The 25,078-nt window shown below is 38.1% G+C and carries 19 protein-coding genes; 11 read left to right on the top strand and 8 right to left on the bottom strand.

Features of this window, described 5'->3' with window-relative positions; all coding sequences use genetic code 11:
• The 3 genes from H4J57_RS11785 to rimP form a co-directional block, all read right to left on the bottom strand.
• Positions 1-450 (bottom strand): translation initiation factor IF-2 associated domain-containing protein (locus H4J57_RS11785; protein ID WP_182243032.1); only part of this gene is annotated, 450 nt, incomplete at its 3' end.
• 20 nt (positions 451-470) lie between these two features.
• On the bottom strand, positions 471-1,964 hold the full coding sequence (gene nusA, locus H4J57_RS11780) for a transcription termination factor NusA (RefSeq protein WP_070376182.1): 1,494 nt from the start codon (positions 1,962-1,964) through the stop codon (positions 471-473).
• Between the two features lie 94 nt (positions 1,965-2,058).
• Positions 2,059-2,526, bottom strand: a complete 468-nt coding sequence (rimP, locus tag H4J57_RS11775; protein WP_070376181.1) for a ribosome maturation factor RimP — start codon at positions 2,524-2,526, stop codon at positions 2,059-2,061.
• A 477-nt stretch (positions 2,527-3,003) separates the two neighbouring features.
• On the opposite strand from rimP, the gene H4J57_RS11770 reads away from it, so the two are divergent.
• The 8 genes from H4J57_RS11770 (at position 3,004) to nth (ending at position 11,348) form a co-directional block, all read left to right on the top strand.
• The gene (locus tag H4J57_RS11770) at positions 3,004-4,872 is read left to right on the top strand and encodes an EAL domain-containing protein (protein WP_182243031.1); all 1,869 of its coding nucleotides are present in this window, start codon (positions 3,004-3,006) and stop codon (positions 4,870-4,872) included.
• A 156-nt stretch (positions 4,873-5,028) separates the two neighbouring features.
• On the top strand, positions 5,029-5,610 hold the full coding sequence (rsxA, locus tag H4J57_RS11765) for an electron transport complex subunit RsxA (protein WP_070376179.1): 582 nt from the start codon (positions 5,029-5,031) through the stop codon (positions 5,608-5,610).
• On the top strand, positions 5,610-6,164 hold the full coding sequence (rsxB, locus tag H4J57_RS11760; RefSeq protein ID WP_070376178.1) for an electron transport complex subunit RsxB: 555 nt from the start codon (positions 5,610-5,612) through the stop codon (positions 6,162-6,164). The genes rsxA and rsxB overlap by 1 nt, the downstream gene beginning before the upstream one ends.
• Positions 6,165-6,174: 10 nt before the next feature.
• On the top strand, positions 6,175-8,217 hold the full coding sequence (gene rsxC, locus H4J57_RS11755; RefSeq protein ID WP_182243029.1) for an electron transport complex subunit RsxC: 2,043 nt from the start codon (positions 6,175-6,177) through the stop codon (positions 8,215-8,217).
• A gap of 4 nt (positions 8,218-8,221) precedes the next feature.
• Entirely contained in the window at positions 8,222-9,298 is a 1,077-nt protein-coding gene (gene rsxD, locus H4J57_RS11750; RefSeq protein ID WP_182222697.1) for an electron transport complex subunit RsxD, read from the top strand.
• The gene (gene rsxG, locus H4J57_RS11745) at positions 9,298-9,957 is read left to right on the top strand and encodes an electron transport complex subunit RsxG (protein WP_182243027.1); all 660 of its coding nucleotides are present in this window, start codon (positions 9,298-9,300) and stop codon (positions 9,955-9,957) included. The genes rsxD and rsxG overlap by 1 nt, the downstream gene beginning before the upstream one ends.
• 5 nt (positions 9,958-9,962) lie before the next feature.
• The gene (locus tag H4J57_RS11740; RefSeq protein ID WP_182243025.1) at positions 9,963-10,670 is read left to right on the top strand and encodes an electron transport complex subunit E; all 708 of its coding nucleotides are present in this window, start codon (positions 9,963-9,965) and stop codon (positions 10,668-10,670) included.
• 18 nt (positions 10,671-10,688) lie between these two features.
• Positions 10,689-11,348: an endonuclease III gene (gene nth / locus H4J57_RS11735; protein ID WP_182215454.1), complete on the top strand. Its 660-nt coding sequence runs from the start codon at positions 10,689-10,691 to the stop codon at positions 11,346-11,348.
• Positions 11,349-11,383: 35 nt separating this feature from the next.
• Here nth and H4J57_RS11730 read toward each other — a convergent pair whose 3' ends face one another.
• Positions 11,384-12,052: an ABC transporter substrate-binding protein gene (locus H4J57_RS11730; RefSeq protein WP_182243023.1), complete on the bottom strand. Its 669-nt coding sequence runs from the start codon at positions 12,050-12,052 to the stop codon at positions 11,384-11,386.
• Positions 12,053-12,388: 336 nt separating this feature from the next.
• On the opposite strand from H4J57_RS11730, the gene H4J57_RS11725 reads away from it, so the two are divergent.
• Positions 12,389-12,808, top strand: a complete 420-nt coding sequence (locus H4J57_RS11725) for a VOC family protein (protein WP_182215458.1) — start codon at positions 12,389-12,391, stop codon at positions 12,806-12,808.
• Positions 12,809-12,863: 55 nt separating this feature from the next.
• Here the strand turns inward: H4J57_RS11725 and H4J57_RS11720 are convergent, their stop codons facing one another.
• Entirely contained in the window at positions 12,864-14,939 is a 2,076-nt protein-coding gene (locus tag H4J57_RS11720; RefSeq protein WP_182243021.1) for a fused MFS/spermidine synthase, read from the bottom strand.
• Positions 14,940-15,276: 337 nt separating this feature from the next.
• Positions 15,277-17,982: a type I DNA topoisomerase gene (gene topA / locus H4J57_RS11715; protein WP_182243019.1), complete on the bottom strand. Its 2,706-nt coding sequence runs from the start codon at positions 17,980-17,982 to the stop codon at positions 15,277-15,279.
• A gap of 390 nt (positions 17,983-18,372) precedes the next feature.
• Here topA and H4J57_RS11710 point away from each other — a divergent pair, with 390 nt between their 5' ends.
• Positions 18,373-19,479, top strand: a complete 1,107-nt coding sequence (locus H4J57_RS11710; RefSeq protein WP_070376168.1) for an arginase family protein — start codon at positions 18,373-18,375, stop codon at positions 19,477-19,479.
• Between the two features lie 85 nt (positions 19,480-19,564).
• Here the strand turns inward: H4J57_RS11710 and H4J57_RS11705 are convergent, their stop codons facing one another.
• Positions 19,565-22,084, bottom strand: a complete 2,520-nt coding sequence (locus tag H4J57_RS11705) for a hypothetical protein (protein ID WP_182215465.1) — start codon at positions 22,082-22,084, stop codon at positions 19,565-19,567.
• 173 nt (positions 22,085-22,257) lie between these two features.
• Here H4J57_RS11705 and H4J57_RS11700 point away from each other — a divergent pair, with 173 nt between their 5' ends.
• Positions 22,258-23,610, top strand: a complete 1,353-nt coding sequence (locus H4J57_RS11700; RefSeq protein WP_182243017.1) for a dicarboxylate/amino acid:cation symporter — start codon at positions 22,258-22,260, stop codon at positions 23,608-23,610.
• A 591-nt stretch (positions 23,611-24,201) separates the two neighbouring features.
• Here H4J57_RS11700 and kdsA read toward each other — a convergent pair.
• Positions 24,202-25,050, bottom strand: a complete 849-nt coding sequence (gene kdsA / locus H4J57_RS11695) for a 3-deoxy-8-phosphooctulonate synthase (protein WP_182243016.1) — start codon at positions 25,048-25,050, stop codon at positions 24,202-24,204.
• Between the last annotated feature and the right edge of the window lie 28 nt (positions 25,051-25,078).

Genomic DNA, 25,078 nt, shown 5'->3' with positions numbered 1-25,078 from the left:
TTCTGCTTCAGCTTTTGCTGCAGCAACTGCTTTACCATTTTCTGCTTCTTTAGCATCAGCAATTGCTTTTGCTTCAGCAGCTGCTTGAGCGGCAATTTCAGCTTCTGCTGCTACTTTAGCTTCAGCTTCTGCTTGCTGTTGTTCTTCAACTTCGCTGCGCTTAACATAAGTGCGTTTTTTACGCACTTCAACATTAACTGACTTAGCTTTACTGCCATGTCCCATCGTTAACGTTGATTTAGATTTACGGTTAAGCGTCATTTTTAATGGTCCGGCTGTTGAGTCGTCACCATGTTGCTTTTTCAAGTGGTCTAACAATGCTTCTTTTTCATCTTGTGATACAGAATCGGTCGCGGATTTATTCACGCCAGAGTCAGCCAATTGGCTAACTAAGCGGTCCACCGGTGTACCAATTTCTTGAGCAAGTTCTGCTACAGTTGTGTTTGACATCTACTATATTCTCCCGGGAATTATTCTTCGTTAAACCAACAAATATTACGCGCAGCCATAATTAACTCGCCCGCTTTGGTTTCATCTAATTCTTCAATATCGGCAATTTCGTCAACGCCTTGTTCAGCTAAGTCTTCAAGGGTAATTACACCACGACTTGCTAATACAAATGCTAAGTGACGTTCTAAACCGTCTAGCGCTAATAAATCAGCTGCTGGTTCTGCATTTTCAAGAGATTCTTCACTTGCTAATGCACGAGTCGTTAATGCCGCTTTGGCACGTTCACGAAGCGCTTCAACAATATCTTCATCCATACCGTCAATTTCTAACATTTCAGCTGCTGGTACGTAAGCGATTTCTTCTAACGTAGCAAAACCTTCTTCTGCTAATAAGTTAGCAAAATCATCATCGATATCTAAGTTATCTGTAAACAATGAAATAACTTTATCGTTTTCGGCTTGATGCTTCTCGTTCATGTCAGCAACAGTCATCACGTTTAATTCCCAGCCAGTTAATTGGCTAGCTAAACGGATATTTTGACCACTACGACCAATGGCCATCGCTAAATTGCCTTCTTCAACAGCAATATCCATGGTGCCTTTGTCTTCATCAACAATAATTGATGCAACTTCAGCTGGAGCCATTGCGTTGATAACATATTGTGCTGGGTTATCGTCATATAAAACGATATCAACACGTTCACCACCAAGCTCAGTTGAAACGGCTTGCACGCGTGAACCACGCATACCAACACAAGCACCTACTGGGTCAATACGCTTGTCATTAGATTTTACAGAAATCTTTGCACGTGAACCTGGATCGCGAGCAGCGCCCTTAATTTCTAGCATCTCTTCGCCAATTTCTGGCACTTCTACGCGGAAAAGTTCAATTAACATTTCAGGCTTAGAACGAGTCACTAATAATTGTGCGCCGCGCGTTTCTGTTTTAATTTCGTATAACAAACCACGAACACGATCCCCTGGACGGAATGTTTCACGAGGTAACATATCGTCACGGTAGATAACCGCCTCTGCATTATTACCTAAATCAATAATGATGCTATCGCGACTGGCTTTTTTAACAACACCTGTCACTAGTTCGCCAATTTGTTCTTGGTAAGCTTCAACAATAAGAGCACGTTCTGCTTCACGAATTTTTTGTACAATAACTTGTTTTGCTGTTTGCGTAGTTACACGGTCAAATTTAACTGATTCAATTTGATCTTCAATGTAATCGCCTAACTGCAACTCTTCATTGTCGTACTGTGCAGCTGACAAACTCATTTCTGCAAATGGGTTTTCTGCTACGGCGTCATCGGCAACAACCAACCAACGTCGGAAAGTATCAAATTCACCATTAGTACGGTCAATAGCAACACGAACAATAATGTCACCTTCATATTTTTTCTTTGTTGCTGTTTCTAAAGCGGTTTCCATTGCTTCAAAAATGCTTTCACGGGGTAATGCTTTTTCGTTAGATACGGCATCTACAACCAGTAATATTTCCTTACTCATGCTACTTAGCCTTTTTAATCGTTTCTGAACAGTTCAACTATTTATGTAATAACGTTGAACAACTACGTATTTTTATTTTATTGTTATTATTTGCTTAGCTTTTTTTATTATGATTAAAAACCAAATTGCCCTTAACAATATTACCAAGCACTAATTCATAGTCTTCACTGTCGACCGTTACTACTAAAGTATCGTTTTCAACGGCAGCTAAGCGACCTTTAAATTTGCGGCGACCGTTTAATGGTATAGATAATTTTACTTCAATAATTTCACCAATCACTGCTTCATAGTGTGGTTTATCAAATAACGGTCGGTCTAAACCGGGTGACGAAACTTCTAAATTAAACTCACTGCCGATAGGGTCTTCAACGTCAAGAATAGCGCCTACTTGACGGCTAACTTCAGCACAATCATCAACATCAATGCCATTCTCATGGTCGATAAACAAACGTAATACTGAGTTATTACCAGCACTAATATACTCAATGCCTAATAATTCCTTACCAACTTCTTCAACAGCAGGACGTAACATGTCTGTTAATTTATGTTCAAACTTAGCCAATCATTTTCTCCAAATAAAATCTTACTTTGTCTTCATGTATCAACATCCAGATACAAAAAAAGGGCTTATAGCCCAGCAATTCTTAAAGCTTATCGTGCTGAACAAATGTCCCAGATACGAAAAAGCCCCAATACGCGGGGCTTATTACACTGAACCCACGATGTTGATTTAACCTAGTGACTTATAAAATAAGCCGTCAAATCGATACAACAATATAAAATTATCTTCTAACTTTGCTTTAAGCAATAGCCAAAAAATTAATTTCAGTGAAATATTGTTATATTTAAGCTAGGTCAATTATATAGCGACTACCTCCGAATCGCAAGCCTAATTGATAGGATAAGCAATAAAACCTTAAGTTATAGAGCTCATTAACGCCTGCATTATATATCACTCTAAATAACAGTAAGTTAGTAATTTTTTATCAAGCATGCTATAAATTGAAGTAGGCCTAACTTTTCAGTAAATCAACATATTATGTATAGCTATTCTCAATTATTAATGCGCAACGTCATTTTAGGGATGTTTTTTAATATTCTTATTGTTGTTATGGTGAGTTATTTCTTTGCTACCTCACTCTTGAGTAAGCAATTAATGATGCAAAACTCTATTTCAGCTATTATCGACACATCAGATAAGACCAACCAATTAGAACAAGTTAAACACTTAGTTAATCTAGCTGATTTTCAATTATTTTCCCTACAACAACAAAACAAAGAAATAGTTAATTATAAAGTAGAAAACACCAACCTGCTTGTCTCTTATATTTCCCCACCCATAGTCGTATTTACCCACCCATCTAATACGACCGTTAGTTATCAAATAAACAGTAATGATGCCGCGACATTGATCTTTAAAATAATGCTGGTATCTATTTTAGCCAGCCTTATCATTATTGTTATTGCTTGTACGCTAAGTGTTAAGCAAACTAAAAAGCTTGTTTTTGTGGTTAACAACAAAATAAAACAGGGTATTGCTCAAGTTATATCGATGAATAAACTTGAGGCTGGTGATGAAATTATCGACATGCCTGAATTAACTCATGGACTAAAAAAAGTCGAGGCATTACTTTCCGCGCATGTTAATGATGCCAGTGCACTTGAAAAGCAAGCTTATATAGAACCTCTTACAAAATTAGAAAACCGTAATCGCTTTATTCAGTTTTTTGCTAATGATGAAAACCAGGTTGAATTTGGTGTTTTAGCGATAACACGCTGCTCTGAACTGCAAACGATAAATCAAATACACGGTTACAGTGAAGGTGATAATTATATTTGCAAAGTTGCCGACATTATCAAAAGCGTTACTGCAACCTACCGAGGTGCAAATGTTTATCGACTTAATAGTTCTGACTTTGCCACTTTGCTTCCTAACGTAACATTAAAAGAAGCTGAAAACGCTGCGAATGAAATATCCAGTAAGTTTAACGCTTACCAACAATCATCAGATTTAGATTCAGTTGGCTACACTGGGTTAGTCTATTTCGAGAAAGACAAACCACTTGGCGAATTACTGGCACTCGCTGATACCGGCATCAGTATTGCACAAACTCAACAACTAAATTCTTGGTATTCGCAAAGCGACAGTGACATTTTACATAGCTCTAGTGCGAATTATGGCAACCAAAATTGGCGTCAAGAAATAGACAGCGTATTAGAAAACCAACGGGTTAAATTACTTGTCCAACCGATAAAACCTAATAGCCGTAACAATAAAGTCTATGGTGAAATTCTTGCCCGCTTTTTAAATTCAACTGATGAAATGTTACCCACCGCTTCTTTTATAGCTATGGCGGAAAAGCTTGATAAAATGATGGCTGTTGACAAAATGATTATCGAAAAAGTGATCAGTGAAATTAAAACAAAAAATTTACATGACCAATTTTTTGGCATCAACATCAGTTCACGCAGTATTCATGACGAACATTTTTTAATTTGGCTTGAACGTCGTTTATTGAAAGAAGCAACTATTGCTGCAAAATTGATCTTTGAGATAACGGAATACGGCCTCCAACAAAACATTAAAACCAGTAAGCGTTTTATTGATATGATCCACAGAGTCGGTTCTCGTATTACTGTTGAGCGTTTTGGTGTGGGTTTAACCTCTTTTAAATTTTTCCGCGACCTTAAACCTGACTTTATTAAAATGGATAGTACTTATACACGTGATATTGATGATGATAAAAACAACCAGTACTTCATCAGATTAATGGTCGATCTTGCTCATCGTCTCAGTATCACTGTTTTAGCTGAAAGTGTTGAAAGCCAAGAAGAAAAGTTTACTTTAGAAAAATTATTTATCGATGGTTGCCAAGGTTTTTATTTAGGAAAGCCTGAAGCGATTTAATTGAGTATAACTTAAAGCTAAACGTTCCATCTTAATAAAGGCCAAGCATGGCAAGAAGATAGTGCATATGCAATAAAAATTAAGGCATTGAGCGGTTGTCATCTGGCTAATAAAGTCGGATAATAGCGTGAATTATCTCATAAAATTAATTTTCAAATGACAGATTATCTACTGCTGTTAGTTAGCACAGTATTAGTCAATAACTTTGTTCTCGTAAAGTTCCTAGGTTTATGCCCATTTATGGGGGTGTCTTCACGTACTGAAACTGCAATCGGTATGTCATTTGCCACCACCTTTGTAATGACTATTGCTTCGTTACTCAGCTACATCGTAAATACCTATATTCTTACTCCTCTGGGACTCGAATATCTAACAACTATGATGTTTATTTTAGTCATTGCTGTTGTTGTACAATTTACCGAAATGGTCGTACATAAAACCAGTGCCAACTTATACCGTTTACTGGGTATTTTCTTGCCTTTGATTACCACTAATTGCGCGGTATTAGGTGTTGCTTTATTAAATATTTATGAGCAACATAATTTTCTTGAGTCGATTGTTTATGGCTTTGGCGCGGCTGTCGGTTTTTCTCTTGTACTTATTATGTTTTCAGCGATGCGCGAAAAACTTGCTAATGCTGATATCCCAAAACCTTTTAAAGGTTCCGCTATCGCTATGATAACCGCTGGCTTAATGTCACTTGCCTTTATGGGTTTCACTGGATTGGTGAAGTTGTAATGACCACCCTATTAGCAATACTAGTACTTGGCTGTATGGCATTAGTCTTTGGCGCCATTCTTGGCTTTGCCTCTGTAAAATTTCACGTTGAGGGCGACCCTCTTGCCGAGCAGGTTGATGCTATTTTACCACAAACGCAATGTGGCCAATGCGGTTACCCCGGTTGTAAACCTTATGCAGAAGCAGTCGCTAACGGTGAGGCTATTAACAAATGCGCACCTGGCGGCGAAGATACTATCAAAAAAATAGCAGACTTAATGGGGGTTGAACCACCACCTCTTGACGAAAACCATGATACAGACAATTCTCCTAAAGTTGCTTTTATTATTGAAGAAGACTGTATTGGTTGTACTAAATGTATTCAAGCTTGCCCTGTTGATGCAATCTTAGGTACGACCAAACAGATGCACACTATAATAGCCGACGAATGTACTGGCTGTGACTTATGTATAGACCCTTGTCCGGTTGATTGCATAATAATGATACCTATCGCTAAAACACCACAAAACTGGCAATGGGATCTTAATAATATACCTGTGGTACAGCTTGATTAGGTGAGGATTCGTGGGATCAGTTATTGAACGTATAAAGCGCGCTAATTTTTGGACTTTTCATGGCGGTATACATCCACCAGAACAGAAGTTCTTAACCACTGATAAGCCTATCAGAGCGGTTAGCATACCTGAACAGCTAATACTGCCATTACAGCAACACATAGGTATTGCTGCAGATTTACGGGTAAAAGTAGGTGATAAAGTACTTAAGGGGCAAGCACTCACCCAGAGTATGCATCCTATGGCTGTTCCTATTCACGCTCCTACGAGTGGCACTATTACTGCCATTAAAAATGCCGTTATTGCTCATCCCTCAGGCCTAAGCGAATTATGCTTATTTATTAAGCCAGACGGAGAAGATACATGGCAAGAACGTCATATATGTACTGATGTAAGTAAATTAAGCCATAATGAAATAATTGATAAAATTTCCTCAGCCGGTATATCAGGCATGGGCGGTGCTGGCTTTCCTACACAAGTTAAAATAAGTACTAGAGACAAAATACAATTCCTTATTATTAATGCCGCTGAATGTGAACCTTATATTAGTGCTGACGATTTACTAATCCGCGAGCACAGCCCATCAATTCTTGATGGCATTAATATACTTGACCGTATTCTTTCACCTGAACATATCCTCATTGGTATTGAAAATAATAAACCTGAAGCGATAAAAGTACTTCAGCAAGCAACCGCTAATAATGAAAAAATTCAAGTGTGTGTTGTGCCAACTAAATATCCTACTGGCGGTGAAAAACAGTTAATTCAAATATTAACAGGTCAAGAGGTTCCTTCAGGCATTTTCCCAAGTTCTATGGGTATTGTTATGCAAAACATTGCCACTTGCTTTGCGATAGCTGATGCGGTAATAAACGATATTCCATTAATTAAGAGAGTGGTCACTGTCAGTGGCCAAGCTTTACAAAAGCCACAGAATGTCTGGTCATTACTCGGCACCCCCGTAGGCTTCTTGCTCGAACAATGTGGTTACCCCAATAAAGATAAAAAGCATATCATTATGGGTGGTCCAATGATGGGCTATAGCTTACCCACAGATCAAGTTCCCGTTGTAAAAACAACCAATTGTATACTTGCACCGAGTGAGCAGGAAATATCATCACCTTATTCAACCGGCACAAAAGAGGTTGAGTGTATCAGATGTGGCCAGTGTAGTGATGTCTGCCCCAGCCAATTGTTACCACAAGAGTTACAGTGGAGCGCTAAAGCAAAAGATCACCAACAACTTGATAAATTAAACTTATTTGATTGTATTGAATGTGGTGCTTGTGCCTATGTTTGTCCGAGCCAGATCCCCTTGGTGCATTATTACCGAGTAGCAAAATCTGAAATTCGTCAACAAAAACAACTTGATCTAAAGGCTGAACATGCAAAGGTAAGATTTGAAGCACGAAAAGAGCGTTTAGCCAGAGATAAAATAGCACGAGAAGAAAAACACAAAACAGCAGCAGAAGCACGTAAAGCGCGGATGAACTCAGGTACCAGCGAAGCAAAAACAGAAAAATCAGCGGTTGCTGCCGCCTTAGCTCGAGTTAAAGCGAAAAAAGCTCAACAAACCCAAGGTAGTGAAAATGTCACTGCACAGACAGAAGCACCACCGGTAGAAAATGAACAAAAAAGTCAAGTGAGCGCAGCTATTGCAAGAGCGAAAGCGAAAAAGCTAGCAGCTCAACAAAATACGGCAACTTATAAATCAGAACCACAAAGTGCGCTGGGAGATGTTCCACCGGCAATTGATGATAAAAAAGCTAAAATTGCCAATGCTGTTGCAAAAGCTAAAGCCCGCAAGCTTGCTGAAAAAAATACGAATAGCGCAGATGATCGCGACTTAACCCTTGATAATAACATTGTCATCGATGCAGACGCACAAGCAAACCAGGCTGATATGCTCGTTCCAGCTGATGATAAAAAAGCTAAAATTGCTGCAGCAATTGCAAAGGCCAAAGCCCGTAAACTTGCCCAGCAACAATCAAAATCAACGGCTAATACTAGCGAAGAAAAAACCAACAAACCCGTAAAATCAGAGTTGACGTAAAATTATGGCCTTTTGGATAGCAAGCTCACCACATAATCATGTTCAAAGTGAAACATCATCAATAATGCGTATGGTCATTTACGCCACTATTCCCGGTGTGTTTGCCCAGTGGTATTTTTTTGGCTGGGGTAATTTAATCCATATATCACTCGCTGTGATCACCGCATTAATAGCAGAATTTACCGTTTTATCTTTACGGGAGAAAAATATCAAGGCGCAACTATTTGATGGCAGCGCTATTTTAACTGCGGTATTACTGGGGATTAGTTTACCCGCCATAGCACCGTGGTGGATCACTGTTATCGGTGTATCTTTTGCCATTATTGTCGTAAAGCAACTATACGGAGGTCTAGGTCATAACCCTTTCAACCCTGCAATGGCCGCTTATGTAATGCTATTGATTTCATTTCCAGTACAAATGACATCGTGGTTACCGCCACTTGAACTAATGACCTTACCGTTAAATTTTGTTGATACACTCTCTGTAATTTTTAGTAGCTTTACCATTGATGGCTATTCTGTTGAGCAACTAAGAACACATGTCGACGGTTATACCATGGCAACCCCCCTAGATACGGTAAAAACAAACCTAACACTGGGCTTAAACATTGCAGAAAGTATGACAAGTCCCGTCATTGGTGAAAATTTTGGAGTGGGTTGGGAATGGGTTAGTGCTGGGTTTTTACTCGGTGGTCTATTCTTAATAGGCAAAAAAACAATTCATTGGGCAACACCCGTTAGCTTTTTAGCAAGCATATTTGTTTGTTCATTAATTGCTTTTTTATATAGCCAAGATACTAACGCTTCAACACTCTTCCATTGGTTTAATGGTGCATGTATGTTTGGTGCATTCTTTATTTTAACGGACCCAGTTTCCGGCGCTACCAGTATTAAAGGCCGAATCGTTTTTGGCGCATTAGCAGGCTTTTTAGTCTTTATTATTAGAAAATACGGCGGTTACCCTGATGGCGTCGCGTTTGCAGTGCTAATTTGTAATATGGCTGCTCCACTAATAGATCAATACACACGCCCCCGTACTTATGGGCATAATATTTCATCAAGTAAAGCAGGCAAAGAATAATGGTCCTTTCTCTTACCAGTGCAGTCAGTAAAAATGCCAGGATCCTCGCTTTATTTGCTATTGCTTGCACGGCAATTGTTGGCGTGGTTCATTCACTCACCAAAGATCAAATTATCTTGCAGCAACAACAAGACTTATTGCGTAATTTAAACAGTATCATTGCCAAAAATAGCTACAACAATGTTATCTATAAAGACTGCTTCATTTTACCTAACGAGGCATTAGGCACAGTTAACCCACCAAAAGTTTACCGTGCAAGAAATGATAATAGCCCTGTTGCTGCAGCAATTACCACCGTTGCACCAGATGGATACAGTGGCAATATAGAGCTTATAGTGGCCATCAAGATCGATGGTAGCATAAGCGGTGTTAGAACATTAAAACACCAAGAAACGCCTGGACTAGGCGATAAAATTGAAGAGAAAAAAAGTGATTGGATCAATAGTTTTACCGGTAAAAAGCTCATAGATAAAAATGATAATCGTTGGTTAGTAAGAAAAGATGGCGGCATGTTTGACCAGTTCACCGGCGCGACAATAACCCCACGTGCTGTGGTCAAAGCAGTACGTAAATCCGTTAATTATTTTAACGCTCACCAAGATGAATTATTTGAAGCAGCGAGTAATTGTTCAAATCAAGATGTTGCTAAGGGAGCTTAATCGTCATGAAAATTAACGATGAATATAAAGAATTAGCTTGGCAAGGTTTATGGAAGAACAATCCGGGTATAGTACAGCTTTTAGGATTGTGTCCATTATTAGCTGTAACATCAACCCTAACAAATGCTATTGGTTTGGGCTTAGCGACCTTATTTGTTCTTATTTGTTCAAATACTACCGTATCGGCAATACGCAAATGGGTACCTAAAGAAATTAGGATCCCTATTTTTGTTTTAATTATTGCTTCTTTTGTTACCTGTGTGCAATTATTAATGAATGCTTATACTTTTGGCTTATATCAATCACTTGGCATATTCTTACCCTTAATTGTTACTAACTGTGCCATTATTGGTAGAGCGGAGGCATATGCCTCTAAAAACCCAATTAAACAAGCAAGCTTTGACGGTTTAATGATGGGCTTAGGCTTTTTATTAATATTGATGTTGTTAGGTGCAGTAAGAGAAATACTTGGCCAAGGAACGCTGTTTGATGGCGCTAACTTATTACTTGGCGAATGGGCAAGTATATTACGTATTGAAGTTTACACCCTCGATAGTCAATTTTTACTCGCCATACTACCCCCAGGTGCTTTTATCGTCATGGGCTTATTTATAGCGTTAAAAAACGCCATTGATGATCGAGTAGCAGCCGCTAAGCCTAAAAAAGAAAGTAAGGAAATTGAACGAGTTCGTGTCAATTTTGATGAAAAATAATAATAAAAGAATAACGCCATGAATAAAGTACAACGTTTAGAAATATTAACTCGGTTACGAGACAATAATCCACACCCAACCACTGAACTTAATTTTTCTTCACCTTTTGAGTTGCTTATTGCTGTGCTGCTTTCAGCACAATCGACTGATGTTGGTGTTAACAAAGCCACAGCAAAGCTTTATCCTGTTGCTAATACCCCTCAAGCTATACTTGATTTAGGCCTTGATGGCTTGAAGTTTTATATAAAAACAATTGGTTTATTTAATACTAAAGCGGCAAACACGCTAAAAACATGCCAAATGTTAGTTGATTTACATAATGGCGAAGTTCCCAAAGAAAGGGCGGCATTAGAAGCCTTACCTGGGGTTGGCAGAAAAACAGCAAATGTTGTTTTAAACACCGCTTTTGGCCAATTAAAAGATAATGAAGGTAAGTACTTTATTGCAGTAGACACCCATATTCAAAGACTGGCAAATCGTACCGGTTATGCGAAAGGGAAAACAGTTGAAGAAACCGAAAAAAATATTATTAAAAACACACCAAGAAAAACTGAGTTTTTTTATAACTTGCATCACTGGTTCATTCTGCATGGTCGTTATACTTGTATAGCAAGAACCCCCCGTTGTGGTTCTTGTATAATAGAAGATTTATGTAGTTTTAAAGAGAAAACCAGTTAATTCGTTCTCAGTTATTATCAGTGTATAGCCGTTAGTTATAAATTTATATACTTGTTGTATATCCGCAAAAACTCACCACTTTCCTTGATTTTAGTTAACCCTAAATTAAAATCATCTCGAATTTTTTTATCTCTAAATACGGGACGATAGTCCATGGGTTTATCTATAGTAAGTTTGTGCTCGGTAATTTCTTTGCTATCTAGACCATGCATTAAATTAAGTTTCTTTACAAAATATCTAAAGATATAACGATCGCTTACCACCACATCATAGCGCCCAAAGTACAGTAACTTCACTTGTGTTAGTTGGTCGCTAACGCCATAAAACCTACTGTCTTCTTTTACTTTTTTTAGCCATTTAGGGTAGCGTTTATCTGCTCCTTGAAAAGAAACCACATTCAACGAATCTAAATCTTTAGGCCTTTCCAGTAAAATATTTTTATTCTTTAAAGTAATAAATACATTGTCATAGATTACAGCTGCCTTGGCATAAAAACCGCCTTGTGATTTTAAGTTTACCCCCATATATCCCATGACTGCATTAACTAAATTATTGGTGAAAGCATAAGGAATTCGTCCTAATGGAAAGTACATTGGCTTTAACGTATGCCCTTTATGAGCTAAGGCGGCTTTAATAATATCTATTTCGATTCCACTATTATTATCTTCAAAAATATAAGGAGGAATTTCTTTACTAAAAGCCATTGATACTTCTGTAGCTTGGCTAATAATAGGCCATAGGAGACTACAGATAATCAAGCTATATGTGAGTGGTATTATTTTTATCATGTCATTAATTTGTTGTAATATTGTTAACAGACTACATAAGAATATAAAATAAACTATTGATAATGTCATTTTATTTTTCAGTGGGTGTATTTACTGATATTCGATTTTAATTAGCATAGTAAATAAAATACTTTCTGTTTATAGTGGCAATTAATGTAATGGTAAATGAATTATTATCTAAACAACAGATGAAGTTTTTGCTGTTTGTAAATCATTACTTTTTATTAGCTAACAATACAAAACAGGTACAAAATGAAATTTTTACACACAATGGTTCGCGTACATGATTTAGATAAGTCACTCAATTTTTATATTAATCAGCTAGGGCTCATTGAAACAAAACGTGTCGATGTACCCAAAGGGAAGTTTTCGTTGATTTTTCTTGCGACAGAAGTTGGCGGCCCTGAAATAGAACTGACCCATAACTGGGATTCTGAAGAAGAATATACCGTTGGCAGAAACTTTGGTCATTTAGCATTTGAGGTTGCTGACATATATAAAACTTGTGCAGCGCTTATGGCATCAGGTGTTGTTATTAATCGTCCGCCTCGTGACGGCCATATGGCTTTCGTAAAATCTCCAGATGGCATATCTATTGAGTTATTGCAAAAAGATGACGCATTAGCCCCTCAAGAGCCTTGGTTGAGTATGGAGAATCAAGGAAGCTGGTAAAGTAACGGCTTAATTATCTTGTCGATGACATATCACTCGACAAGATATTTAATGTTTACTTGAGTACTGATAATAAATCACTGTGATCATCGGTCCATATTATACGACTCTTTTCGCCAATATTTGGCATTGGCCAAGCACTCGCGTATATTTTAATGCGCGCATCATTAAGAAATAACTCATTATTTGTTACTAGCACCCACTGAACATTATGTTCATTTTCTTTATCCGCTAGCGTTTCCACATAAACAATTTCTTTATCTAATACATCGGCTAAACCACGCACTAAAGGTGTTAAATTAAGGTGTGAATTAGAAATGTGTATCGCTAATACGCCATCTTTTTTTAGGTGCTTAAAATAAAGCAGCAATGCTTCTTTTGTTAATAAATGCTGTGGGATGGAATCACCCGAGAAGGCGTCAATGACTAATGCATCAAACTGTTTGCTTCCTGAATCTTCAAATTGTTGCTTTAAACTAACCCGACCATCACCTAAAACCACTTCAATGTTGGCAGCAGAATCTTTTAAGTAACTAAAATAGTTATTAGCGGCAAAAATAACCGCAGGGTTTAATTCATAAAATATATAGTGGTCAGTTTTATTACCATAAGCAGCTAAGGTACCTGCGCCCAAGCCCACAAATCCGGCATTTATATTTTGAGCACTCCCCTCTTGTACTCTTTGTTTGGTCAGTTGCTCAAGTGTAAGAGCAACACCGGTATTTTTTCTATAGTAACTTAATGGCGTTTTTTCATTGCCTTTCTCTAATGATTGCGTACCGTGTGATGTTGTTCCATCAATCAAACGACGTTGCACTTTATTATTAACTTCTACATCTTTAACACTTAAAATTCCGTAAAAATTGCGTTCACTTGCCACATTAGTTTTAACAAAAAGCGTATTAAGATAAAACAATCCCACGGTAAAACTGACCGCTAAAATAAGATTAGATGCTACCAACCAAGTTTTTGTTTTTATTGCCGTATTTCTTTGTGAATAAATACTCAAAGCTAAAAGAACAAAGACACTAATAATGGCTAAAGGAAACTCTAAAAATTGATCAAAGATATTTTGCGCAATAAAAGCAACAAAGGCACTACCTAAAAAGCCACCCAATGACATAAATAAGTAAAACAAAGTTAACTGCTGAACTTGCGGTTTTAAACGTGCTAATTCCCCATGACAAATCATACACGCACTAAATAATATACAAGCGTAAATAACCACTTGTGAAATAATGTCGAGTTGCGAGCCAATAAAGTACATCAACAAAGCTAAACAAGCCGTGAGTACAAATAGCGCAAACCAATATTCTCTGACATACCACTTAGAGCTATGAAAACTAATAATAAAAGTCAGTAGGTATAAACACAGCGGCACTATCCATAAAAAAGGCACAGGGGGAATATTTTGTGTCATAGCATTGGTGGACGCCACTAATAAAATAACACCAACCATGGCTAACGCTATCCATAAAACTTTATCCAATAATGTGGTTGTTACGACACTTTTATCCAACGCTTGCTGAGTACTTTGCTCAACAGAAGTAAAGCTTAATTTTGACATTTTTAATAATAACGTTACCAGTAGTAACGCATAACAACCATACCCGAACGTCCAATAATTTGATTGTTGAGTTGTGGTTAGCAGCGGTTCAAATAGAAAAGGAAAACTAATTAACGCCAGCAAAGAACCTACATTGGATAATGAATACAATTGATAAGGGAGTTTTCCTATTTCGATATAAGTTAACCATCGCTGTATTAACGGGCCCGTTGACGACAAAATAAAATAAGGTAACCCTATCGATACGGTTAATAACAGTAGAATATTTTGAAGTGGCGAACTTGTCTGTGATATATCACCCCAATCTTGAATGCCAATAGGAAGAAATAACACACTGACAAGTAGAAAGACCGAGTGAATAATTAATTGTTTTTTGACAGATTTAACTTGTGTTAAACAGTGAGCGTAAAAATATCCTAATAATAGAAAAGCTTGAAAAAACAATAAACATGCAGTCCAGACAGCTGAACCACCGCCAAAGTATGGCAAAATCAATTTAGCAATAAGGGGTTGTACTTGGAATAATAAAAAAGCACTTAAAAAAATAATCGCCAGATATAGCATTTAATATATTTCTCTTAATCGTCAATCTAACTAGCTAATTGCTGGTTACGCTTGTGTTACCTAATGTGGGCATTTTTTAATCCCCTTTATCATGAGCACGTCATTCTTTCACATCGACGTACATGGATGTATTAATGCCGCGATGTCAAAGAGCGGCCATGTGATCATGACATACTATTCATCCTGAACACGTCATTATTTCACATCGACATACATAGATTTATTAATACTGTGATGACATGGCTGTCAAAAAGCGGCCATGTCATCATGCATACTGTTCATCCTGAACATAAAAAAAGCGCTACATAGCGCTTTTTTTTATTTTAAGCTAAATATATTATTCAGCTTTCGGTTTTGCCTTAGCTTTAGCTTTTGGCTTTGCTTTAGCCTTGGCTTTGGGTTTTACTTTTTTCTTTGCTTCTTCAACCCATTTACCCTCAACATACTTTGCATTCCAGCCCGTTGCTTTAGGTTTTGCGCCATCAGCTTCAGGTGCAAGTTCCGTCATGACATACTGTTCTTTGGTTTTACGACTATAGCGCACAACGGCTAAGTTTCCGTCAGGATCCTTAATAGGCGCATCGGCTAAATAATAAAATTTACTCGATATTCTGTCTCTAAAACGCTGTAGCTCTTCAACTTTAGGTGCACGTGTTTCTCTTGAGCGCGGAAAAGTGTTCGCAGCCAAGAAAATACCCGCTGCGCCATCACGTAAGACAAAGTGTGCTTCTGACTTTTCACAAAGCAATTCAGGTAGTTGCACAGGATCTTCTTTTGGAGGAGCCGCTTCACCACTTGCTAGTAACTTACGTGTGTTTTTACATTCTGCATTGGTACAATCAAAATATTTACCAAAACGGCCTGACTTAAGCTCCATTTCAGCCTCACAACGATCACATTCTAAAATGGGACCATCGTAACCTTTTATTTTAAACTCGCCGGTCTCAACTTCAATACCATCACAAACAGGGTTATTACCACAAACATGTAGCTTACGCGTTTCGTCAATTAAATAACTGTCCATCGCAGTACTACATTTATCACAGCGTCGCATGGCACGTAATGCATCAGTTTCTTGGTCTTCCACTAATACACTGACCGCTTCTTCGCCAGAAGTAAGGTTCATCGTTTGCGTACAGCGTTCTTTTGGCGGTAAAGCGTACCCAGAACAACCTAAGAAGACGCCAGTAGAAGCAGTACGAATACCCATTTTACGACCACAGGTCGGACAATCAATATCTGTTAATACAGGTTCATTATTACGCATGCCACCTTCTTCAGTAGGCATATCAGCTTGGCTTAACTGTTTAGTGAAGTTTTTATAGAAACCGTTAAGGACATCTTTCCAATTAGCTTTACCCTCAGCCACTTCATCAAGCTCTTGCTCCATGTTGGCGGTAAAATCATAATTCATTAAGTCTTTAAAACTTTCAGATAAACTGTCAGTAACAATTTCGCCCATTTTTTCGGCGTAAAAACGTTTTTTATCTAAGCGAGCGTAACCACGGTCTTGAATAGTAGAAATAATTGACGCATACGTTGATGGGCGACCAATTGAACGCTTTTCTAATTCTTTTACTAGTGATGCTTCACCAAAACGAGCTGGTGGTTTAGTGAAGTGTTGCGCTGGATTTAACTGCTCTAGGGTTAATACTTCACCAACAGATAAATCAGGTAAATGCTTGTCATCACCTTTTGATAATTGCGGATGGACTCTTGTCCAACCGTCAAATTGCATGACGCGACCTTTGGCCTTTAAATCAAAGCCTGAAGCACCTACAGTAATGGTACTAACGGTATAGCGCGCAGCTGTCATTTGACAAGCAACAAACTGTCGCCAAATTAGGTCGTAAAGCTTCTTAGCATCGGCTTCAATGCCTTCCATAAATGCAGATTCTATTTTAACATTTGATGGACGAATCGCTTCATGGGCCTCTTGTGCACCCGACTTACTGCTGTAAATTTTCGCTTTTTCAGGTAAATAATTTTCACCAAAGTTTTTAGCAATATAACCACGACACATTTCAACCGCATCTTTACTTAGATTGGTTGAATCGGTACGCATATAAGTGATGTGACCTGCTTCGTATAAACGCTGAGCTAAACCCATAGTACGCTTTACGCCAAAACCTAATTTAGTACTTGCTGCCTGTTGCAGTGTCGACGTAATAAAAGGAGCAGAGGGGGTACTTTTTGACGGTTTATCATCACGTTTATTTACGGTATAGGATGACTTTTCTAAGCTTGCTAATGCTGTTTTCGCATCTTTTTCGTTGGTCGGCTTAAATGCTTTACCATTTTCGTGGGTAACATCTAATGGAAAATCTAAACCAGAAGCGGTTTTTGTGTCAGCGGTGATTTCCCAAAATTCTTTCGGGTCAAACGCTTTAATCTCACGTTCTTTTTCAACAACTAATTTAACAGCAACCGACTGTACGCGACCGGCAGATAAACCACGGGCAACTTTTTTCCACAATAATGGGCTAACCATAAAGCCAACAACACGGTCAAGAAAACGTCTTGCTTGTTGAGCATTAACACCTGGCATACTTAATTCACCGGGTGTAGAGAAAGCTTGCTGGATAGCGTTTTCAGTTATTTCATTAAAGACAACACGTTTAAATTTGCTGTCATCGCCGCCGATAATTTCTTTTAAGTGCCAAGCAATCGCCTCTCCCTCGCGATCCAAATCGGTTGCGAGATAGACAGTGTCGGCTGAACCGGCAAGTTTAATTAATTCAGCAACAACTTTTTCTTTGCCTTCGAGTATTTGATAATTTGCTTCCCAATCGTTTTCAGGATCAATACCCATGCGGTTAACAAGTGCTTGCTTATCTCGTTTAGCTTTATATTTAGCTTTTGCTGCAGGTGCCATTTTTCTGACTTCAGCAGGAGATTTCGCGGCAACTTTTTTACCAGTACTACTGTGAGGAAGATCACGTACATGACCGACACTAGATTTCACAATAAAGTCTTTACCAAGATATTTGTTAATTGTCTTCGCTTTGGCTGGTGATTCGACAATAACCAGAGATTTTGCCATATATATATACTTTCCTACGTCACTGGCTATTTTTTTTGCCAGTATAATTACATTTCGGTCAGAACTGTCTAAAAATTAGCCGAGCAACTCATTTTTAGCACAAAAAAACCATAAATCATTGAAATTAGAATTCCTATTAGATATATCGGTAAATAAGCAAGCTGACAAGTTATTATTTTTAATAACATCGCCTAATTGAGCTGTTTTCGTTATAATGACGTAAATATTTCGGTATTACTATTATAAAAACTTTCCTGCCAACGATAATTTAATTCTATCTTAAATTCAATTGTTGCCAGTCAAAAAGCCTATATCACCGTGTAAAACAATATTCATTTAATTCTTACTATCAATGTAAATTATTCGGATAAATAACAAGAGTACAAATATATGACAACATCATGGACTAACTTACAGGAAAAACTAACCAACTGTTTATGCCCAGCAGGTAACGGTGTTTTTACCGTCAATACCGCTAAAGAGCGTAAAGAGCAATTGCATCAAGCCTTGTTCGGTCAATCGACAGACATTGATAATATTTGGAAAGAGTCATTAAAAGGGCTTCCTGATGCGTCAAATGCCGTTATTTTAGGTGTTGCCTCTGATTGCGGTGGCGGAATTTTACGTGGAGCAAATTGGGGGCCATTATTTGTCCGTTCAACTTTACTTGAACAATACCCTGAGCTTGAAGCATTTGATATGGGAGATGTTCGCGTTATTCCACATTTACTTCATGATAAATATTTAAATGAAGCAACGCTTTCTAACTGTAGAAAAGCCCTTTATAAAGATGAAAACAGCCCTTATGCTGTTAGCCCATTAACCATTACTGAAGATGTATTACACGACTTTTATGCTGAGTTCCCACAAAAAGGTATTTTCGGCATTGGTGGCGATCACTCAGTAAGCTACCCGTTAACAAAAGCTTACTTGCAAGCAAAGAAAAAGCGCGGCATTCGTGCAGCTATTATTCATTTTGATGCTCACACTGATTTATTGGTTGAACGCCTTGGCATTGATTTATGCTTTGGCTCTTGGTGTACCCATATTTTAGATGATTTACATGAAAAACATCATTTGATTCAAGTGGGTATTCGCTCGAGCGGTCGTCCTAAGTCGCATTGGGAAAACACTTTTGGTGTAAGACAACATTGGGCTCATGAAGTGAAAGAGCTGGGCGTTGAAAAAATCATTGAAAATATTTTAGCGCAATTAAAAGATGAAAACATTGATGAATTGTATGTAAGCTTTGATATTGATGCACTTGATGAAACTGTCGCTGCTGCCACAGGCACACCAGAGCCAGATGGTTTATTTCAAAATGAAGCGATGGATATACTTCGCGCTTTAGCAGCAAAATACCGTATTACCGGTGCCGACATGATGGAAATTGCTCCTTTTACCGACAGTACAGGTTTAGGAAAAGAGAGTCGTGATAAAACGTTAGCGGCTGGCGCAGAGATCTCTGCCTTTTTAATAGCAGAGATGGCTAAATAAATTTTTAGCTTTATCTGTTATCGATAAACAAAAATAAAAAAACCGCTTAACAAGCGGTTTTTTTTATAGGTGGAAAAGTTAATTATTATTGAATAATAATACTAACACCACTAAATACAGTTGTTACACCACCAGGGGTTTCAACTTTTATTTCTAATGGTCCACTGGTTGGTTCCGCTTTACCTTTAATCGCAACACTAAATTGACTACCGCCGTTACTAGAATCCCCTGGCCATGTATAACTAGGGGTACCAACGACAGATCCAACACTAGCTACAAATGACACAACAGTACCAGCCGGCATAGGTTGATTGTGTAAATCAGCGATAACAACACTAACTGTTCCGGTACTTTCGCCAGCAATATAGAGAGAAATATCGTTTCGGTCAAAGTTTGGTGACGTATCTACAACGGCATCGTTTGTTGCTGTGACGGTTATATACGGTGACGTACCTGACATAATAATAACGGTAGAGCCACGAACATTGGTTGACACTTTTTGCGCTTTTTTGGTCGGATCAGGTTCATCATCTGGATTAGCACAATATTGATTGGCTACCTCGGTACCTGGATTCGTTATATCATTTAAACCACATAAAATGCCATTATAGACACTGTTTTCTATATCGAAAATTCCATTGCTATTAAAGTCAACAAACTCTTCTAACTCACCACCAGCTTGTGTGCTCACTTCTACTGGATTGTATAAATTGTCTTCATTATGGTCAACAAAGGCCTCCTTTAGGTCGTAAAGTCTATCGCCAACATCTTTTCCTTGAAACAAAGTGTACTCACTCTCATCAAAGCGACCATTACTATTTTTATCAGGAAATGACTCTTCACCAATAGCGGTTGCTAATATTGTCACTCTTCCGCCATATTCCTGTCCAAGATAATTATTACCATTTGGCAAAGGTTGGCGAGCACAAAAGATCGCTGGATCATCATTTTCAGCCACACTACAAAAACTACTGGTTAATACTTGTCCAGCTGGACGAGGGTTTTGACTGGTCCACATAACAGAGCATGCACCATTAGTTGTTGTACATGAGGAACCTACAGAACCACCTTCAGTAGTAAAGTTAACAGCGGTTCCATCTGGTACTGGATTATTAAATGCATCAGCCATGCGAACAACAACAGGTACTTCTACACCATCAATGCCCCAAGCTTCAGGGTTTGCGACCCCCCGAGCCAAGCTAAAGCTATCTTGGTCCGGTAAACCCGTTGAAACGACGAGTTGACTAGATTGAGTAAATACAAAAGTGCCACCTAATGACTCTGTCGATGCTGTAACACGCACTGTAGTTGCAACAGAGCCTGAATTAACAACTGTTTGTACTAAACCTTGGTCGTTAGTGGTCGCAAAATTTTGACTTAATTTTATACCACCCACATTGGTATTTAAGGAAAAATTCACTCGACGGTTATTATAGGGATTACCATCGGTATCTTTTACTTTGAACATCACCGTTGAACTTTCAGAGCCTCCAACAATACCAGCGCCTATTATACCAATATGCTCTGGCGATGCAGACACATACTCGATACTACCAATGTCAGCAGCTAAAACGCTAACAGATGCTGTTGCTGATAAATTAATGCCCCCAGCATTAGCAGTGACATTAATCGTGTCATCACCTACACACCCCTGTGCTAGATAAGTACTTGTCGCCGCACCATTAGAGGTAGTAATCGGTGTACTTAGTGTAGCGGTTGATTGTGCCGTACACCCAGATGAAAAATTAACATCTACAGGTTCAGTAAATAGATTACCTTGATCATCAACAATTGATACTGAAATAACACTCGTTCCGCCTGCAGAAATATTAGTTAAACTGACATCAGCAACACCTTCTATAAATGGGCTACCTGCTCCCATAATGACAGTTGAAGAACCAACAACAAAAATTGTTTGACCCGATTCTCCACTGGTAATTGATGCAGTAATAGTTCCTGCACCTAAGTTTTCACCTGCATAGATATCAACAATCGCTTGATTATTTGCATTTGTGATAGCAGATGGGATAGGTATATCACCTACAGTAGAACTAAAAGTAACAATCAAAGGAGCACTAATACCATCAATTGTCGCAATTATTCTTGCCGGTTTTGATGACGTAACCGTGTCAGTGGCATTGCTATCACCATCTATTAAAGTGACATTAATATTAATATCACCGACAACACCTATATCATCACCTTGTGTTTTAAAGCCTAATGGTACTAACGAGATCTCACCAGAAGAAAGAGAAGCGGATATCTCACCAGCACCACGAACACTACCTGCTGTGAGGGTAATCGTAGCGATACCATCTTCATTTGTTAAAGCAGAACCAGAAGATGGCGAAAAGGCTCCTAAATTTGTTGCGAAGGTTACCGCTCTGTTTGAAACAGGAGCACTGCCTTGCATTACTGTTGCTGTAACCGTTACCGGCGCAGCACCGGTCACCGTACTATCGGAAATATTGAGTGAAATAGTACTGGCAACAGATCCACCTGCAACCGGAGTTTCCACTCTAGATAAACCGCCATCACCACTACCACCACAACCACTTAGTGCGATAATTAAAATCCAAAAACTCAAACGTTGAAGCAGTGCCATACAAGCATCCCTTAGTATTTTTATTTACATCTCTATTTATAGTAACTTATATTCTAAAAATTTCATTAAAAATAGCGCTATAGTTGCTTTTTAATCAATAGCTTTTTTATCAATGAATTACCTGTTAATCTACTATTCATAATTTATAATAAAAAATAACGTTGCATTTCTTTATGACTGATAAAAAAAAAGCTAGTTTAACCGCTAGAATTGTTACTGGCATGCTTGCCGGCATCGCGGTAGGCGTATCCTTACAATTTCTTATGCCAGACAAATCAGACTTTGTTATCCCACTCTATTTCTTTGAACTTTCATTACGATCATTTTTGGTTGACGGGATTTTTGAAGTCATTGGACAAATTTTCATTTCAAGTTTAAAAATGTTGGTAGTACCACTGGTTTTTGTATCGCTGATTTGTGGGACTTGTTCCTTAAAAGATACCACAAAACTTGGACGTATTGGCGGTAAAGCCATTTCACTCTATTTAATTACAACAGCTATAGCGATTAGCTTTGCAATGTTTTTAGCGTTATTAATAAGCCCTGGCGAAGGGGTCAACATGGCCTCGGACACAACGTTCACTAGTCGTGAAGCGCCTTCTTTAGCGCAAGTGTTTATTCAAATGTTTCCGAGTAATCCGTTTGAAGCTTTTGCAAAAGGCAATATGCTTCAAGTCATTATATTTGCTTTGTTATTTGGTATTGCTATAGCGCTTTCAGGTAAAGCCGGCGAACGTGTTGCTAGTTTATTTGAAGACATGAGTACCGTTATCATGCGCTTGGTAACTATATTAATGAACCTTGCTCCTTATGGGGTGTTTTGTTTATTAGCGAGTTTATTCACTGATATGTCACTTAAGGTATTCGGCAACCTAATTGTTTACTTCTTAGTCGTTTTCTTTGCACTAATTTTACATGCTACGGTAACTTATTCTACTATCTTAAAAGTAATGACTGGTTTAAACCCAATTACTTTTTTGAAAAAAATGCGTGATACCGTTATCTTTGCATTTTCAACAGCCAGCAGTAATGCAACCATTCCGGTAACACTTGAAACTGTTACCAAAAAAATGGGTGTTAAAAATTCAATCGCTTCGTTTACCGTACCTCTAGGTGCAACCATTAATATGGATGGCACGGCTATAATGCAAGGCGTAGCTACTGTATTTATTGCGCAAGTGTTTAATGTTGATTTAACATTTAGTCAATATTTAATGGTAATACTTACCGCGACCTTAGCTTCAATTGGCACAGCTGGTGTCCCAGGAGTAGGTTTAATTATGCTAGCCATGGTACTAGACCAAGTAGGTTTACCTGTAGAAGGCATAGGTTTAATTATAGGTGTTGACCGTTTACTTGATATGACACGAACCGCCGTTAATGTCACGGGTGACAGCATGGTCTCAATTGTTGTAGCTAAATCAGAAAATCAGTTTGATGAAGATATTTTTTATGATGAAAATGCAGGAAGTAAAATTGAGAATATTGATTTTCAAGACTTAGAAAAAAACCAAAGTGGCGATTAGCATTTACAAGACAGAATAATAAACAAAAAAAAGGTGCTTTAAAGCACCTTTTTTATGTTTTGGGTATTTAAAACATTAATACTTATAATACCTTGCTAAGCAAAAACAATATTGCAAGCGCCCTTATAAGCACTATCAAATTTGTACAGATATCACCTTATCAACGGATGTTTACCATACACTATTTGCAATGTCATAGTGGTAGTAAGCCGATCGCTGGTGCTAATATTCAAGTTAAATAATACTAATTTCTAGTAGAGTATCACGTTAAACTGAAGCTGGTTTTCGACAGAAAAATAGCTAAAGTTGATACCGACAGCTTAAAGTCGGCTCCATGTCGAGGTGATGTCGCCGGTATTATTATACTGCTCTACTTACTCACCTACAAAACTCAATCAAAAGAGCCAGATGAGGATCACCCTAAGTGATTTCAGCGCAATTTAGTATTGTTCCATACTCGTGCTAAGGACACCCCCGAATAACCACTATAAAAAAATACGACTAAGATGACTAAGCAAGATATTATATCAGCTATAAAAAAACCTGAGTAGCTACTCAGGTTTTTGTGTTTTAACGCCGCTTTTATTGTTACTAATCAGTCAATAATGGTTCAAATGATTTAACTAGATCGTCAATTGATTTCATTTGCTGTAAGTAAGGCTCAAGTTTATCAAGCGGCAACGCACAAGGGCCATCACATTTAGCGTTATCAGGATCAGGGTGTGATTCTATAAATAAACCTGCTAAACCTAATGCCATACCACTACGCGCTAATTGTGCAGCTTTAGCACGACGACCACCTGCAGAATCAGCTCGGCCGCCCGGCTGCTGTAAAGCATGAGTGGCATCGAATATGACTGGCGCATAATCTTTCATTTCATCCATGGCTAGCATATCAACAACAAGATTATTGTAACCATAACAACTACCGCGCTCGCAAAGAATAACTTGCTCATTGCCTGCTTCTGCGAATTTATTAATAATATGGCGCATTTCATGTGCTGCTAAGAACTGTGGCTTTTTAACATTAATAATCGCATTGGTTTTTGCCATAGCAACCACTAGGTCTGTTTGGCGCGCTAAAAATGCCGGTAATTGAATAATATCAACCACCTCAGCTACAGGTTGCGCTTGATGTATTTCATGCACGTCGGTAATGATAGGTACGTTGAAGGTCGACTTTATTTCTTCAAATATTCTCAGACCTTCCTCTAAACCTGGTCCTCGGTATGAATGAACAGACGAACGGTTCGCTTTATCAAAAGATGCTTTGAATACGTAAGGAATATTGAGCTTTTGTGTCACTTCTACGTAGTGCTCTGCAATGCTCATTGCTAAATCACGTGACTCTAATACATTCATACCACCAAATAAAACAAACTGTTTATCGTTAGCGATTTCAATATCGTATTTAGTCAATTTAATTGAAGTTATTGTCATAATTTTTCCAAAATAAAGTCTGGAGCTA

It is taken from the genome of Colwellia sp. BRX8-7, from assembly GCF_014077275.1.
Classification (GTDB): Bacteria; Pseudomonadota; Gammaproteobacteria; order Enterobacterales; family Alteromonadaceae; genus Colwellia_A.
The sequence above is the reverse complement of the archived record's forward strand: the minus strand, read 5'-3'. Positions and strand labels throughout refer to the sequence as shown.